The organism is Komagataeibacter sp. SM21 (genome assembly GCF_041402665.1).
GTDB classification, from domain to species: Bacteria; Pseudomonadota; Alphaproteobacteria; order Acetobacterales; family Acetobacteraceae; genus Komagataeibacter; species Komagataeibacter saccharivorans.
On record NZ_JBGLOV010000005.1, the window covers coordinates 32,219 to 47,431 of the forward strand.

Consider the following 15,213-nt stretch of genomic DNA (forward strand, 5'->3'; position numbering starts at 1 on the left):
GCGCCGCAATCAACTTTGTGCAGGGACGGGCAGGGAAGGCCGGTTTTCGATCAGGGCAGGAAACCCGCGCCCATCACATCGTCAATCAGGTTGTCAAGGAAAGTGCGGTGGCGTCCGCTTCCCCCGTCGGAAGGGGACTGCTCCCCGGCCTGCGCCTCTGCGGGCGGCGGCGGGTTCTGGCCTGACGCCAGACGCCACAGATAGTCGGAGCGCGTGCGTTCCTCTTCCATGGAAACGGCGGCCCTGCGCAGGTTCTCCAGCGCCGTTTTCGCAGCCGGGTTGCCATGTTTCACAAGGGGAAGCAGGGCTTCAGCCGCGTCGCTGACACGGGCCTGACTTTCCTCGATCTGGGCGCGGACGTTGAAATAGGCTTCCGCGATGGCTTTTGTGTCCATGACCTCTCTCCGCATGCATCTGGAACATGAACGTAGCGCAACGCCGGTCCGGACGCCAATCAATGCAGGTGTGAAGGGGAAGCGGGGAAGGAAGGGGGCGGTATGGGCCGTGGCGTCTCCGACGCATCGTGAACCGGATACGGTCACGGTCCGTGCTATCGTGACAGTTGCGGGCTGTGCCGGTTTTTCATTCCGCAAATCGAAATCGTCATCTGCCGGAAATGGGGGTTGTCGCGGCGCGGGGCGTGGGGATCAAGTGCGCACATGAACAACCTTGCTACTGCACAGGCGGCTGACGGGCCTGTCATTCATGCCTCCCCGCCACGGCCTTCGTATATTCCGCCGTTCGGGCTGCGGACGGTCATCGGCTGCCTTGGCATGCTGCTGGCTGTGCATGTGGCGGGTTTTAATGAACACGTAACCGAAATCGGCCTGTCCGATATCCGTGGGGCGATGCATATCGGCCACGACGAGGGCACGTGGGTCATCGCCATCTATGAAGCGTTCAATATTGCCGCCATGGCTTTCACGCCGTGGTTTTACATGACGTTTTCCATCTACCGTTTTTCCATTTTCATGACGGCGATGCTCGCGCTGCTGTCCATCCCGGCGCCCTTCATGCCCGATGTGACGTCACTGTGCATCCTGCGTGCGTTCCAGGGACTGGCGGGCGGGTGCCTGCCGCCGGTGCTGATGACCGTCATGCTGAAATACCTGCCACCACAGATCCGGGTGTTCGGCATCGGCGGCTATGCCATGAGCGCCACCTTCGGCCCTAATCTCGGCCTGCCGCTGGAAGCGTTCTGGTTCGAGCATGTGGGCTGGCACTGGCTGTACTGGGAAATCATACCCACGGCCGCCGCCGCCATCGCCATGATGGCTTACGGCCTGCCGCGCGATCCCATGCATTTTGAACGGTTCGAGAAGTTCAACTGGTTCGGCATCCTTGTGGGCCTGCCTGCCATCTGCTCGCTGGTCATCGTGCTGTATCAGGGCGACCGGCTGGACTGGTTCCGTTCCCCAATCATCACGGATCTGGCGTTGTGGGGTGGTGCGGCCTTCGTCGTCTTTGTCATTAACGAGGCGTTTCACCCCAGCCCCTATTTCCGCATCCAGTACTGGCGGTCGCGCAACATTCAGGCGTCGCTGCTCTCGCTGGTGGGGATTCTCGCCATCTGCGCGATGATGGGGGATATTCCGGCGGTCTATCTTGAGGGCGTGCGCGGTTACCGTCCCATACAGGCCGCGCCCGTGGCGCTGGTGGTGGCGCTGCCGCAGCTTATCATGCTGCCGCTGATCGCGGCCATCTGCAACCGGCGCACAGTGGATTGCCGCTATGTGCTGGCGGGGGGCATGCTGTGCCTGGCGGCGGCGGCGTGGCTGGGCACGTGGCTTACGGTGGACTGGGTGCGCGACAATTTCTACGTGCTGCAGGTGCTGCAGGTCTTTGGCCAGCCCATGACCGTCATCCCCACGCTCATGCTGGCGACCATGGCCATGGGGCCCGCGGACGGGCCGTTCATTTCCGGCATGGTGAACATGCTCAAGGGGCTGGCCAATGCGGTGGCCTATGCCCTGTTCGCCGCGCTGACCCGGCGGCGGGAACAGTACCATTCCACCATGCTGCTGGACCATAACGGCACGCACGGCCTTGCGCTGCAGGGCATGGGCAACCCCATCGGGCAGCAGCTGTCCGCAACATCGCCCGACAGTGCGCATGTGGCGCGCAACACGCTGCAGGTTTTCCATACCTACGTGCATGAACAGGCGCTCGTACTGGCGCTGAACGACATCTATTACATCCTCATCTGGGTCTGTCTTGGCTACGCCGTCATGAATCTCATCCTGCCGCACCGGGTCTATCCGCCGCGTGCGCCGTCCCCCGATACTCCAGCCCGCTAAACCGGAATTACCGATCATGATTTACAAGAAACCGCTGCTTTACGCCGGTTGCGCCGCAGGTGTGCTCGCCCTTGTCGCCTGGGGTGGCACGCGGCTGGTCAATGGCGATGGTGTCAACCAGTACACGAACGATGCCTATGTCACGGCGGATTTCCCCACCGTGGCCCCCAAGGTTTCGGGACGTATCGACCGGGTGATCGCGCAGGACAACCAGCAGGTCCACACCGGCGAGGAACTGGCCCATATCGAGGATGACGACTACCGCGCGGCACTGGAGGTCGCACGCGGCAACCGGCAGGCGGCGCAGGGCGATGTTGCCAATCTGGAAGCGGAAATCGCACGGCAGGATTCCGTAATCGCGCAGGCCCGCGCCGCCGTGCTGGCCGATCAGGCGGCACTGGTGTTCGCGCGCCAGAACGCGACGCGGTACCGCAACCTGTCGTCAGGCGGGGCAGGCACCATCGAGCAGAAACAGGCATCCGATGCCCATGAGAAGGAGGCCGAAGCCGCCATATCACGCGATCAGGCCGGCGTGGCCGCCGCCATCCGTCAGGTTGCCGTCCTTCAGGGCCAGCTTGAACGCGCCCGTGGCGTGCTGCTGCGCGCGCAGGGGGATGAAAAACAGGCCGAACTGAACCTGTCCTACTGCACCATTCCCGCCCCCATGGATGGCGTTGTGGGCGAACGCGGGGTGCGCGTGGGTAACTACGTCCATCCGGGCACGGGCATCCTTGCCGTCGTTCCAACGCATGAAGCCTACGTGCTGGCCAATTTTCAGGAAACCCAACTGACGAAGGTGCAGACCGGGCAGCGCGCGACCATATGGGTCGATACGTTTCCCGGCCATCCGCTAAAGGCGCATGTGGACTCCCTTGCGCCCGCGACCGGCGTGGCCTTTGCCCCCATCCAGCCCGATAACGCAACCGGCAACTTTACGAAGGTGGTCCAGCGCATCCCCGTCAAGCTGACCTTCGACCCCGGCCAGCCACTTGCGCAGCGGGTGCGTGTCGGCATGTCGGTCGAAGCGAATATCGATACATCTTCCACGCCGGAAGGCCCGCATGCCAGTGACGCGCGCTATGTCTGGCAGTAACGCGGTGAAGCGCCTCCTCCTTCCGGGGCTGTCGATGCTGGCGCTGGCGGCATGCACCGTTGGTCCGGACTATCACAAGCCGCAGGTCAGGGCGCCCGAGGCATGGCGCGCGACCCAGCCGCCAGCCGAAAGCCAGGTGACGGGCGCCACCGCCGATCCGCAGTGGTGGAAACTGTTCAACGATCCCGTCCTGACCCGGCTGGAAAACGAGGTCGCAGCTTCCAACCTCGACCTGCGGGCGGCGAGCCTGCGTCTCATGCAAAGTCAGGCGGAGCGGCGGATCGCCAGCGCCGCGCAGTTTCCGCATGCACAGGCCAATGCGTCCTACGGTCGTGAACGCGCCAGCACCAATGGCGTGCTGGGCCTGCTGGGCACGATGGAGCGTGAGGGAGCGGGTTCCATCGCATCGGGCACGCAGGGCTTTGGTCCCACCGCGCTGCCCGGCAGCATTGGCAATCCGTCCTTCAACCTGCCGCAATATGGCATGAACGCGTCATGGGAAGTGGATTTCTGGGGCCATGTGCGCCGTCAGGTGGAAGCCGCCACCGCCGCCATGCACGAAACCGAGGAAATGCGGCGGGACATGCTCGTCTCCCTCATGGCCGAGACGGCGCAGGATTACATCGACCTGCGTGCCGCGCAGACCCAGCTTGGCATCCTTGAACATAATATCGAGATCTCCACCAATAGCGTCAGGCTGACGACCCTGCGTTTCCAGCAGGGGGCTGCGACCCGGCTGGATGTGGCCGAGGCCACGGGACAGCTTCATACATTCACATCCCGTCTGGCCCCGCTGCGCGCGCAGGTGACGCACAGGCTCAATGCCCTGAGCTTCCTTGTGGCGCGTGAACCCGGCGCGCTGGATGCCGAACTGGGCAAGGCGGGGGATATTCCGGCCGTTCCCGCCGTGGTGCCTGTCGGCCTGCCATCGGAACTGGCTGAACGCCGCCCCGATATCCGCATGGCGGCGGATCACCTGCATGCCGCAACCGCCAGTATTGGCGTGGCAATCGCCGATTTCTTTCCGCGCGTGACCCTGTCGGGCAGTCTGGATGTGCAGGCGCTCCAGTTCAGCGGGCTGGGGTCGTGGGCATCGCGGCAGTACGGTTTTGGCCCCACGGCGACCCTGCCCCTTTTTGAAGGGGGACGCCTGACGGGGCAGTTGCACCTGCGTCGCGCGCAGCAGAAGGAAGCGGCGACGATGTTCCAGCGCACCGTGCTGAAGGCATGGCAGGAAATCGACGATGCGATGGCCGATTTCACGGCGGCCCAGCGGCAGCGTGATGAACTGGCCCTTGCCGTGCAGGAAAACGAGATCGCGGTCGAGACGGCGAAGGCACAGTACACGCAGGGCTCATCCGACTTCCTGAACGTGCTGACATTGCAGAACGCATTGCTGTCATCCCAGAGCGCACTGGTGGACGCCACGGCGCATGTGGCAGGATCGGTAACGCATCTCTACCGCGCGGTAGGGGGCGGATGGGAAGATATCTATCCGCAGAAACAGAAGACGAAAAAGCGGGCATGAGGGACAGGGCATGATAACGATCCGGCGCGCGGATACACTGGGCAGCGCCCGTTCGGATGGCCTGACGCTGCGGTGTCATTTCGCATTTGCGGATTACCGCGATCCGGCCTGCATGCACGAAGGACGCCTGCGCGCCATCAATACGGGTACGCTGCCACCCGGCGGGTCCTACCATCTGGGGCCGGAAGCCAGCGTTGATATCCTGACCTGGTTGGGCAGCGGGCGTGTCACGGCCCATGCCGATGACTTCGCGCCCGAAGATGTACGTGCAGGCGGCCTGCATCTGGCCAGCACGGGCAGGGGATGCCGGACACTGGAATGGAAGGCGGGCGCAGATGGCGCGTCCTTCATCCAGTTCTGGCTCATGGCCGATACGGAGGGCACGACCCCCGCGCAGGAAACCCGCGCCGCGCTGGCGCAGTTCGAGGATGGGGGGTTTACGATCCTTGCATCCGGCTTTCCCGAAGATGACCCGGAGGAAAGCGAAAGTGTATCGGATGGTGCCCCCGTTACCCTGAGTGCGCGCGCACGCCTGCTGCACGCCGCCATTGCAGCGGGGGAGGGCGCGGCCTACCAGACCAGCGCCGGACGCGACCTGTATCTTGTGGTGGTGTCAGGCACAGTAAGTATTGACGCCAGCATACTGCACGCGGGCGATGGCGCCGCTGTAACCGATGCCACGGACCTGACCGTAATTGCACACGAAGCAGCGGTCGTGCTGCTGACGGATGTTGCGGCGTAAATGGGCCTGCGCGTCCCTGTGACCTGACCTGCCGCCAGGGCAGCTAGAATTTGGGCAGGGGAATATGGGGCGAGAACAGGCACCCGATAACAATTCCGCCCAGAAAAAGAATGACCATCAAGGTGGTCAGCATGCCGTTCCTTCGTTCCAGAGGCGTGGCGAAAGGGGGCTTGATGCTTCGGTCCGCCAGGGGAGGGGGTTCGCCATCCGTCCTGAAATTCCTGCTCATGGCCGTATTCCTGTTGCTGGATTGCGCTGCCTGAACGTTACCCCCGCGCCGTAAGTTTCGTAGTGGAACAATAAAGGCATCAATAAAGAAGTGAAAACGTCGGCACACGACGGAGAATTATTATTCACTGCGTTGTGAAGGGATCGTTTTTTACGTCCACGGCGTTCTGCCTGCGCAATGGTCGGGGCAACCTGATATCATGCGGTAACCGGAAGTATAAAGCGTAATATAAAAAACGGGATGCAAACGGATGGCAGCGCTGTTCACGCCCCGCGCCAATGTCATCATGACTGCATCCCTGCTTGCCATCGCCTGCGCGGTCACAAGCGGCTGCCTGCTGTGGTTCGCGTGGCCGTATACCGATTATGCACGGCAGGTGGGGTGGACGATCGAACAGCCGGTTCCCTTCAGTCACCAGCATCATGTCGCGGGGCTGGGCATTGACTGCCGGTTCTGCCACAGCAGCGTCGAACGCAGCGCGCAGGCCAGCATGCCCCCGACCTTTACCTGCATGACATGTCATTCACAGATATGGACGGATGCAGCGGTACTGGCGGGCATTCGTGACAGCTTCCTCAGGAATACACCGATGACCTGGCAGCGCGTGACCGATGTTCCCGATTATGTCTATTTCAACCACGGCATCCACGTCACGAAGGGTGTGGGCTGTGAAAGCTGCCATGGCAATGTCGCCACCATGGCGCTGACATACAAGGCAAAGAGCCTGACAATGCAGTTCTGTCTGGACTGCCATCGCGATCCCGGCCCCAGCCTGCGTCCCGCTGAAAACATATTCGATACCGACTGGCATCGCGTCCCGTCCACGCCCGGACCCGCGGCGCTGCTGGCGCGTTATCACGTAGGCGGGCGTAATCTTACGGGATGTTCGATATGTCACCGCTAGGCCGGTTTTCCGGTGCGCAGGCGGCGCGGCGGCTCATGGCTCTGCCGGATAGCGAACTGGCACGCCGGTTTCCCCAGCTTGAAGCCGCCCTGTCGCATCCACTGGACCGGCGGCGGACGCTGCGGCTGCTTGCACTGGCGCTGGCTGGCGGGGGAATGGCCGGGTGCGGTCCGGGCACGCCTGACCGGGGCTTCGTTTCCGCCGTAAGGGCTGCCGAAGGCGTGGTGCCGGGTATCCCCAACATCTACGCCACCGCCCATGTGCGCGATGGCTATGCCGAGGGCATTCTGGTGACGCACCAGATGGGCCGGCCCATCAAGGTTGAAGGCAATCCCGCCCATCCCGCCAGCCTTGGTGCGACCGATGTCATGGCGCAGGCCCTCATCCATGATTTTTACGATCCCGACCGCGCTACCGGCCCGCTGCATCGGGGCATGCCGGTATCGTGGCAGGATCTGGCGGATGCGATGCATGCAATGCGCGCTGCCGTCACGGCCCCGCGTTCCGATGGGGGCCAGCCGGGCCGCAGGCTGCGTATCCTGACGGGCACGGTCACGTCGCCTGCGCTGGGCCGGACCATAGATCAGCTACTGGCTGCCTGTCCGGGTGCGGTGTGGCACCGGTGGGATGCGATCGGGCGGGAGAATGTCAGCCGGGGGACCAGTCTCGCCTACGGGCAGCCGACCGCGGTTACTGCTGATCTGACGCAGGCGGATGTGCTGCTTGCGCTGGACAGCGACCTGCTGGACAGCGCGCCGGGGCATCTGGCCCATGCGCGCGCCTTTGCCGCGCGGCGCAATCCGGTGCGGGGTGTCATGAGCCGGGTATATGCGGTGGAATCCACGCCATCGCTGACCGGCGTGGCGGCGGACCACCGCTTTAGCGTGTCGCCTGCCGTGCTGAACGAGGTCATTGGCCGGTTATCCGCCCGTATCCTGCAAAACGAAGCGCCATCGGGTGGCCCGGACTGGCTGGGTGCCGTAGCCGCGGACCTGCGTGCCAGTCGGGGGCGGGCCGTCATCCATCTCGGTCCCGACCACGCGCCGGAGGTCCACGCCGTGGTACACGCCATGAACGAGGCCCTTGGCGGGCGCGGTCGGGTGTTCGATGTGATCGCAACGCCCGAATATCAGCCTGCTGTCCCACAGGGCACGCTGTCGGATCTGATCGCGGATATGGAAAGCGGGGGCGTGGACGCGCTGCTGATCGTGGATGTCAATCCGGTCTATCAGGCTCCGCGTTTTGCTGCCGCGCTTGGCCATGTGGCGCACAGCATCACCCTTGCGGACCGCCCGCATGAAACGGCGCTGGCCGCGCGCTGGCATGTCCCGCTGGCGCATGGGATGGAGGACTGGGGCGATGCGCGTGGGCATGACGGCACGGTCGCCATCGTGCAACCACAGGCCATGCCGCTTTATGGCGGGATGAACCTGCTCAGCGCCCTGCATGCCTGCATGGGCCAGCCGTTGCGCCCCGCATCCGATCTGCTGCGTGCGACGTGGCGCGAGCATCTGCCGTCGGCACGGGACTGGCATGATGCCCTGGCGTCGGGCGTCATCGCGCGGACCCGATCCCCGTCCGTCAGTGCGGCGTTGCAGCCCGCGGCCGTACGGGTGGCGTCTCCCGCCTCATTTCCCCGCACGCCCGCGCAGCCCGTCCTGCTGCTGCGGCCCGACCCCCATCTGTGGGACGGGCGGGGGGCCAATAATCCATGGTTGCAGGAACTGCCGCGCCCATTGAGCAAAGTGGTGTGGGACAACCCGCTTCTGGTCCCGCCGGACCTTGCGCGCGACCTGCACCTGCGCAACGGCGATGTGGTGGATCTGTCGCAGGGGGAACACCATGCGCGGCTGCCCGTATGGATACAGCCGGGACAGGCGGCGGGATGCGTGGTTGGCTTTCTGGGCTGGGGGCGCATTCATGCGGGGGAGACGGGCAATCACGTCGGCACCGACCTGTATCCGTTCCGTGACGCGACCGGCCCCGTGCGGGTTGACGTGACGAAGGTTCCCTCCGTTCCGGTGGCGTGTACGGAACATCACGCCACGATCATCAACGCCGCACCATCGGACATCGCCCGTCATGGCACGCTGGAGCAGTACAGGGCCAACCCGGCATTCCTGAAGGATACGGAGGCGGGGCAGGAGGATACGCTGTACCGCAGGCCCCCGGATGCAGCCGTGGCATGGGGCATGGGCATCGACCTGAATGCCTGCATCGGCTGCAATGCCTGTGTCGTCGCCTGTCAGGTGGAAAACAACGTGCCGGTGGTTGGACGCGATGCGGTGCTGCATCAGCGGGAAATGCACTGGCTGAGGATTGACCGCATCTACGAAGGAACGGAGGCCGCGCCCGATACGTTCTTCCAGCCGATGCTGTGCATGCATTGCGAGCAGGCCCCGTGCGAGACCGTCTGTCCGGTGGGGGCGACGACACATGATTCCGAAGGCCTGAATGTCATGGTCTATAATCGGTGTATCGGGACCAAGTTCTGCTCCAACAACTGCCCCTACAAGGTCCGGCGGTTCAATTACTTTGCCTTTGCCCAGCGCGAAAACCGCCCCGCCCCCAGCCGCAATCCCGATGTATCGGTCCGCACGCGCGGGGTCATGGAAAAATGCACGTTCTGCGTGCAGCGTATAGCGCAGGCCCGGATCGTGGCGGACCGTGATGGCGTGCCCGAACAGGTGGTCACCGCCTGTCAGGCCGCCTGTCCCACGCAGGCCATAAGCTTTGGCGACATCAACGATCCCATGGCGGACGTAACGCGACGCAAGGCCAGCCCGCTGGATTATGCCGCCCTGCCTGAACAGGGCACGCATCCGCGCGTGACATATGAAGGGCGCATCCGCAACCCGAACCCGGATATCGGGTCATGACCGGACGCATCGTCCATCCTGGCGAGACCCCGTGGTCCATGACGGAACGGGTATGCGTCACCACCCTGCGCCCCGATGCGGGGCTGTGGACGCCGCTGTGGTGGTGGCTGTGCCTTGGCATGGCGCTGGCGCTGCTGGCGGGGGGCGTGGTGTCGGTTGCGTGGCTGTTTTACGCGGGGCTGGGGATATGGGGCATCGACTGGCCCGTGGCGTGGGGTTTCGATATCCTCAATTACGTGTGGTGGATTGCCATTGCATCGGGCGGTACGTTCATTTCCGCCCTGTTTTTCCTGCTGCGCGCGCCATGGCGGACATCGCTCAACCGGCTGGCCGAAAGCCTGACGCTGTGCGCGGCACTGTGTGCGGCCATATTCCCCATCCTGCATCTGGGACGGCCGCAGTTTTTCTACTGGCTGTTTCCCTATCCCAACACGATGGGGCTGTGGGCGCAGTTCCGCAGTCCGCTGGTATGGGATTTCTTCGCCATTCTGGCCTACGTGCTGTGTTCCGTCCTGTTCTGGTATTTCGGGCTGCTGCCTGACCTTGCCACCCTGCGCGAACGCGCGCAGCGCCGGTGGCAGCGCGTGTTCTATGGCGTGCTGGCGCTGGGGTTCCGTGGGTCGGCCCGGCAGTGGCGGCATTACCAGCCGGTCTACGGCGTCATGGCGGCCCTGATGGCCCCGCTGGTGGTGTCGGTGCACAGTATTGTAGGCATGGACTTTGCCGGTGGGGCCGCAACCGGGTGGCATTCCACGCAGTTCCCGCCATTTTTTGTATTCGGCGCGGGACTGTCGGGGTTCGCCATCGTGCTGCTGGCTGTCATTCCCCTGCGTCCGGCCCTTGGGCTGCAACCCTATATCACCGACTGGCATATTGATGTGCTGGGCAGGCTGCTGCTGACCGCCAGCCTGTGCGTGGCATATGCCTATGTCATGGATGTCTTTTCGACATTCTACGGCCCCGATCAGGCCGACCGGACCATGTTCGCTTTCCGGCTGCATGGACTTTATGCGCCCGTCTACTGGGGCACCATCATGCTGAATATCGTGTTCCCGCAACTGCTGTGGTGGCGCGGGGTGCGGATGAACCAGCCGGTGGTATGGGCAATCTGTCTGGGCGTGCTGGTCGGCATGTGGCTCGAACGTTTCCAGATCATCGTAAGCAGCCTTGCACGCACGCAGCTACAGTCCGCCTGGGGTCAGTATACGCCCACGCTGTGGGAATGGAGCCTTCTGGCGGGCACGATCGGGCTGTTCCTGACCGCTTTCCTGCTGCTTGTCCGCTTCATCCCCATGCTGGCCATGGCGGAGATGCGGGCAGTGCTGGAGGACAGGCCCTGATTATCGCCGCCTTCGCCACGGAGGCGACCCTGAACGACGCCGCCACCACATTGCGGCGGGAGGGGGCATGCGTGGTCGAAACCTATACCGGCATGCAGCCCGGGGATAACGGCGGCGGCTCCATCCTGCCTGTACTGATGCTGGGTGGGGGTGTTGCGGGGGGCATGGGTGGTTTTGGCATGCAGGTCTATGCCACGACCATAAGCTATCCGCTTGATATTGGCGGCAGGCCCAACCTGTCATGGCCGTCCTATATCCCCGCCACCTTTGAACTGGCGGTACTGGGCGCGGTGCTGGCGGGAATTATCGGCTACTTCGTAACCGTGCGCCTTCCACGCCTGTATGACCCGGTGGATGAAAGTGCCGCCATGCGCGATGTGATGAAGGGGGCGCATGTCCTGGTCGTGCGTTCAGGCGACCGTGACAGGGCGCGCCAGATGCTGTCGCGCTACGAGGTGCTGGGCATTGAGGAAATCGGGCCATGAACGCGGTGCGGCCCGTGTACATCATGGCCATTTCCCTGCCGCTTCTGGCCGGTGGGTGCGATGACATGTCGAAGCAGGACCGGGAAAACCCGTACGCCAGCCGTAACAGCGCACCGGCGGATATTGCGCAGGGAACCGTGCCCTATCACGACGCGCCGCATCCCGTGCCCCCGCTTACGGCGGGCCTGCTGCAACGCGGGCGCAGCGAATATCATGCCTTCTGCGCCCCATGCCATGCCGAAACGGGCAATGGTGACGGCATGGTGGTGCAGCGCGGCTTTCCCGCCCCCCTGCCGCTGGTCACGCCGGATGGCCATGCCCTGCCGTCGCGCCACGTCTATGATGTCATTACCGTGGGGCAGGGGATCATGTACGGCTTTGCCCAGCGGATCGCGCCGGAGGACCGATGGGCCATCGTCGCCTATCTTCACGCCCTTGCGCGCAGCCAGCACGCCACCCGCGCCGATATGACGCCCGAACAGCAGGCGAGCGCGCAATGAATTACGCGCTTCGTATCGCCGCCGGTGTCGCGGCTGTTGCGCTGGTGGCTGTGGTGGCAGCGGAGATCCGGGTGCCGCAGGCGGTTTTCCCGGCGTGGCTGGCGGTATGCGCCGCATGGATCGGATGGCCGCTGGGCAGTATGGCGCTTGTGCTGGTGCATGCGCTGACGGGGGGACGATGGGGGGATATCCTGCGTCCCGCCCTGCGCGCCGGGATTGCCACATTGCCGCTGGGCATACCCGCGCTGGCGGGTGTGCTGTGGGGCGCGCGCCACCTGTATCCGTGGGTGCAGCCCGGCGGCGGGGCGCGGATCACCAACGGTTTTTACCTGAACGTGCCCTTCGCCATGGGGCGGGTGGTGGCCTACGTGCTGGTGTGGGGATGGCTTGGGACTGTCTGCCTGCGCGGGCGTGATGTGGGGCGTACTGCGCCTGTCGGGCTGATCGCGCTGGCGTTTACCTCCGGCTTTGCCGCGATTGATCTGACCGAATCCCTTGATCCGCATTTCAGTTCCAGCGCGTACGGGCTGATCGCCGCCGCCGGTTCGGTGCTGCTGGCCTTCGCGGTGGGTGTGCTGATGGAAGGGATGTGGACGCGGGGGCAGGACCTGCGCGACCTTGCACGCCTGCTGCTGGGGCTGACGGTGCTGTGGGCGTATCTGGATTTCATGCAGTTCCTGATTGTGTGGCAGTCGAACCTGCCGGTGGAGGCCGCGTGGTACGCGCCCCGGCTGCGGGGCGCATGGGGGGGCGTGGCGCTGACTATCGTGGCGCTGCATTTCCTGCTGCCCTTTGCCGTGCTGGTGCTGTCGCCACTTCAGGCCCGGCGGCCTGTCATCATGCTGGCGGCGGGGCTGCTGACAGGCATGGAAATACTGCGCAACCTCTGGCTGGTCCTGCCCACATGGACACAGCCCGTCCCGCTGGCGGGGGTGGGACTGTCGCTTCTCTTCTTCGGTGGTGGCAGCGCGCTGCTGGTCCTGCGCCACAGGAACCGCGAAAGCGTCCTGTCATGTTCCGTACAGCCGGGAGACGCCCATGTCTGAACATCCTGCATCAGCGCAACCGCACCATGAAACCCGCGACATTTCCCTGCGTGCGGCGGTCATGGGGGGCGTGGTCATCGGCATGGTGGTGGGCGGGCTGGTGATACTGGCGGACGTGCTGTTCCCGCAGCAATCACTCGACCGGCTGCTCCGGCCGCCCTTTCCCGTCATTGCGGAACCGGCCCTGCAATCCGACCCGCCGGCGGACATGGCGGCGTTCCACACGCGGGAAATGGCCATCATGAACAGTTTCGGCTGGACCGACCGGCCACGCGGCATCGGGCATATCCCCATCGATCAGGCCATGCAGGAGACCCTGCGCGATGGTATTCCCGACTGGCCCCAAGGTGATGCGCCATGAACACGGTGGGGGCAATGGCGGCACGATGGCGCAGCGTGATGCGGGCGGCCATGCTGGCATGCCCGGTCATTATTGCGTGGGGTGGAACCGGTGTCGCGGCGGATGAGGCGATGCAGGCACTGGCCTTTACCCCCCGGCAGGGTGTCGCCCTGCCACTGGATGCCCGCTTTGCCGATACCACGGGACAGGTGCGGCCGCTGGGGGCGTTCCTTGGTGGCAGGCCCGCCATTGTATCAATGGGGTATTACGCCTGTCCCAACATGTGCGGACTGGAACGCGCGGACCTGCTGCATGCGCTGGCGCGTAGCGGGCTGCACAGCCCGGCCGACTATACCCTGCTGGTTGTCAGCATCGACCCGTCTGAAACGCCGGTGCAGGCGCGTCAGGCGCGTGATGACGATCTGGCCCATTTTCCCGCATCCACGGCGGGGGCAGAATGGCATTTCCTGACCGGGGACGCCGCCAGCATCGGGCGTCTGTCGCGCGCCGTGGGGTTCCATGCGCGCTTTGATCCCCGGCTGGGGCAGTATCTCCATCCCATGGGGCTGGTGTTCGTGACCCCTGCGGGCGTGGTGTCCGGCTATGTGCTGGGGGTGGGCTACCAGCCCGGCGATGTGCGCCAGGCGGTGGCCCATGCTGCGCGGGGCGAGCGCGTTGCGGCATCGCCGGTCCTGCTGCTGTGTTTCCATTACGACGAAACGACGGGGCGTTACACGCTGGCGGTGGAAAAGCTGTTACGGATCGGCGGTGGGCTGACCGTACTGATGCTGGGGACGATGCTGTTCATGGCGCACAGGCGGGGCCTGCGATGAGCTGGCTGCCTGAAGCCTCGGGGCATGCCACGCGGGTTGATGTCCTGCTCGCGGGGCTGCTGCTTATCAGTCTGGCGGTGCTGGGGCTGGTGTTCGGGCTGATGGTTCTCAACATCATCCGCTTCCGGGTTGGCAGCGGGGTGCCGGTTTCGCATGAAGCCGTGGTCCATAAAAGCTGGGGGTTTGAAATCGGCTGGACCGTGGCGACGCTGGTGATTTTCTTCGCCCTGTTCATATGGGCGGCACGGCTGTACGTGGTGGGGTTCCAGCCACCATCGGGTGCGATCCAGATCTATGTGACCGGCAGGCAGTGGATGTGGAAGGTGCAGTATCCCGGCGGCCAGCGGGAGATCAATGCGCTGCATGTCCCGCTGGGACGACCGGTGCAGCTACTGATGACATCGGAAGACGTCATCCATGATTTCTCGATCCCCGTGCTGCGGATCAAGCACGATGTCCTGCCTGGACGGTACCAGAGCCTGTGGTTCATTGCCACGCGTCCCGGTTCCTTCCGTTTTTACTGCACGCAGTTCTGTGGCATCGGGCATTCGCGCATGACGGGCACGCTGGTGGTGCTGGACAGCACCGAATACGCCGACTGGCTGGATCATACCCCAGCCAGTGGCAGTCTGGCCACGGCGGGGGAAATGCTGTTCATCCATAATGGATGCAGCGGCTGCCACGTATCGGGGCGTTACGCGCCCGATGCGCAGGACACCAGCCGCGCACCGTCCATGGTCGGGCTGTATGGCAGCCTGGTCCCCGGCCCCGACGGGCGGCCCGTGCGGGTGGATGGCGGCTTCCTGCATGACGCCATCCTTCATGTCGGGCCTGCGCGCACACCGCAGGCAAATTATACCACCACGATGCCGTCCTTCCGTGGCGTGCTGGGGGAAGATGATCTGGCGGCACTGGTGGCCTATATCCAGACACTGTCGCCATCCGTGCCTGCGGGCATGGGGGCTGCGGCCGTTACCGCGCGTGACGGGGGGTGAAT

The 15,213-nt window shown here is 64.4% G+C and carries 15 protein-coding genes; 13 read left to right on the forward strand and 2 right to left on the reverse strand.

Annotation, left to right across the window (positions count from 1 at the left end):
* Nucleotides 1-50 precede the first annotated feature (50 nt).
* Nucleotides 51-395 (reverse strand): hypothetical protein, encoded by a 345-nt coding sequence (locus ACBR42_RS06730; protein ID WP_102323920.1) that lies wholly within the window; start codon nt 393-395, stop codon nt 51-53.
* Between the two features lie 264 nt (nt 396-659).
* On the opposite strand from ACBR42_RS06730, the gene ACBR42_RS06735 reads away from it, so the two are divergent.
* The 4 genes from ACBR42_RS06735 to ACBR42_RS06750 are packed head-to-tail and all read left to right on the forward strand — an operon-like array spanning nt 660 to nt 5,660.
* Complete coding sequence (locus tag ACBR42_RS06735; protein WP_102323919.1) at nt 660-2,297, forward strand: MFS transporter; 1,638 nt, start codon at nt 660-662, stop codon at nt 2,295-2,297.
* A gap of 16 nt (nt 2,298-2,313) precedes the next feature.
* The gene (locus ACBR42_RS06740) at nt 2,314-3,390 is read left to right on the forward strand and encodes an HlyD family secretion protein (protein WP_371207550.1); all 1,077 of its coding nucleotides are present in this window, start codon (nt 2,314-2,316) and stop codon (nt 3,388-3,390) included.
* A gap of 4 nt (nt 3,391-3,394) precedes the next feature.
* Nucleotides 3,395-4,918 (forward strand): efflux transporter outer membrane subunit, encoded by a 1,524-nt coding sequence (locus ACBR42_RS06745; RefSeq protein WP_102324257.1) that lies wholly within the window; start codon nt 3,395-3,397, stop codon nt 4,916-4,918.
* 10 nt (nt 4,919-4,928) lie between these two features.
* Complete coding sequence (locus ACBR42_RS06750; protein ID WP_371207551.1) at nt 4,929-5,660, forward strand: hypothetical protein; 732 nt, start codon at nt 4,929-4,931, stop codon at nt 5,658-5,660.
* A gap of 43 nt (nt 5,661-5,703) precedes the next feature.
* On the opposite strand, the gene ACBR42_RS06755 is transcribed toward ACBR42_RS06750, so the two are convergent.
* A complete protein-coding gene (locus ACBR42_RS06755; protein WP_102323916.1) occupies nt 5,704-5,889 on the reverse strand; it encodes a hypothetical protein in 186 nt (61 codons plus the stop codon).
* A gap of 250 nt (nt 5,890-6,139) precedes the next feature.
* Between ACBR42_RS06755 and ACBR42_RS06760 the strand changes: the two genes are divergently transcribed.
* Genes ACBR42_RS06760 through coxB form a run of 9 tightly spaced genes read left to right on the forward strand, consistent with a single transcriptional unit; the run spans nt 6,140 to nt 15,211 of the window.
* Nucleotides 6,140-6,793, forward strand: coding sequence for a cytochrome c3 family protein (locus ACBR42_RS06760; protein ID WP_371207552.1), 654 nt, complete (start codon nt 6,140-6,142; stop codon nt 6,791-6,793).
* Nucleotides 6,781-9,672, forward strand: a complete 2,892-nt coding sequence (locus ACBR42_RS06765; protein ID WP_371207553.1) for a 4Fe-4S dicluster domain-containing protein — start codon at nt 6,781-6,783, stop codon at nt 9,670-9,672. The genes ACBR42_RS06760 and ACBR42_RS06765 overlap by 13 nt, the downstream gene beginning before the upstream one ends.
* Complete coding sequence (gene nrfD, locus ACBR42_RS06770) at nt 9,669-11,012, forward strand: NrfD/PsrC family molybdoenzyme membrane anchor subunit (RefSeq protein ID WP_371207554.1); 1,344 nt, start codon at nt 9,669-9,671, stop codon at nt 11,010-11,012. Before ACBR42_RS06765 ends, nrfD begins: the two co-directional genes overlap by 4 nt.
* Nucleotides 11,013-11,014: 2 nt before the next feature.
* Complete coding sequence (locus ACBR42_RS06775; RefSeq protein WP_371207656.1) at nt 11,015-11,497, forward strand: DUF3341 domain-containing protein; 483 nt, start codon at nt 11,015-11,017, stop codon at nt 11,495-11,497.
* Complete coding sequence (locus tag ACBR42_RS06780) at nt 11,494-11,997, forward strand: cytochrome c (RefSeq protein ID WP_371207555.1); 504 nt, start codon at nt 11,494-11,496, stop codon at nt 11,995-11,997. Before ACBR42_RS06775 ends, ACBR42_RS06780 begins: the two co-directional genes overlap by 4 nt.
* Nucleotides 11,994-13,043 carry a hypothetical protein gene (locus tag ACBR42_RS06785; protein ID WP_371207556.1) on the forward strand — a complete coding sequence of 350 codons (1,050 nt, stop codon included), beginning with the start codon at nt 11,994-11,996 and terminating at the stop codon, nt 13,041-13,043. The genes ACBR42_RS06780 and ACBR42_RS06785 overlap by 4 nt, the downstream gene beginning before the upstream one ends.
* Entirely contained in the window at nt 13,036-13,404 is a 369-nt protein-coding gene (locus tag ACBR42_RS06790) for a hypothetical protein (RefSeq protein ID WP_371207557.1), read from the forward strand. Before ACBR42_RS06785 ends, ACBR42_RS06790 begins: the two co-directional genes overlap by 8 nt.
* Nucleotides 13,401-14,216 (forward strand): SCO family protein, encoded by an 816-nt coding sequence (locus ACBR42_RS06795; RefSeq protein ID WP_371207558.1) that lies wholly within the window; start codon nt 13,401-13,403, stop codon nt 14,214-14,216. Before ACBR42_RS06790 ends, ACBR42_RS06795 begins: the two co-directional genes overlap by 4 nt.
* Entirely contained in the window at nt 14,213-15,211 is a 999-nt protein-coding gene (gene coxB, locus ACBR42_RS06800) for a cytochrome c oxidase subunit II (protein ID WP_118963376.1), read from the forward strand. Before ACBR42_RS06795 ends, coxB begins: the two co-directional genes overlap by 4 nt.
* Nucleotides 15,212-15,213 lie beyond the last annotated feature (2 nt).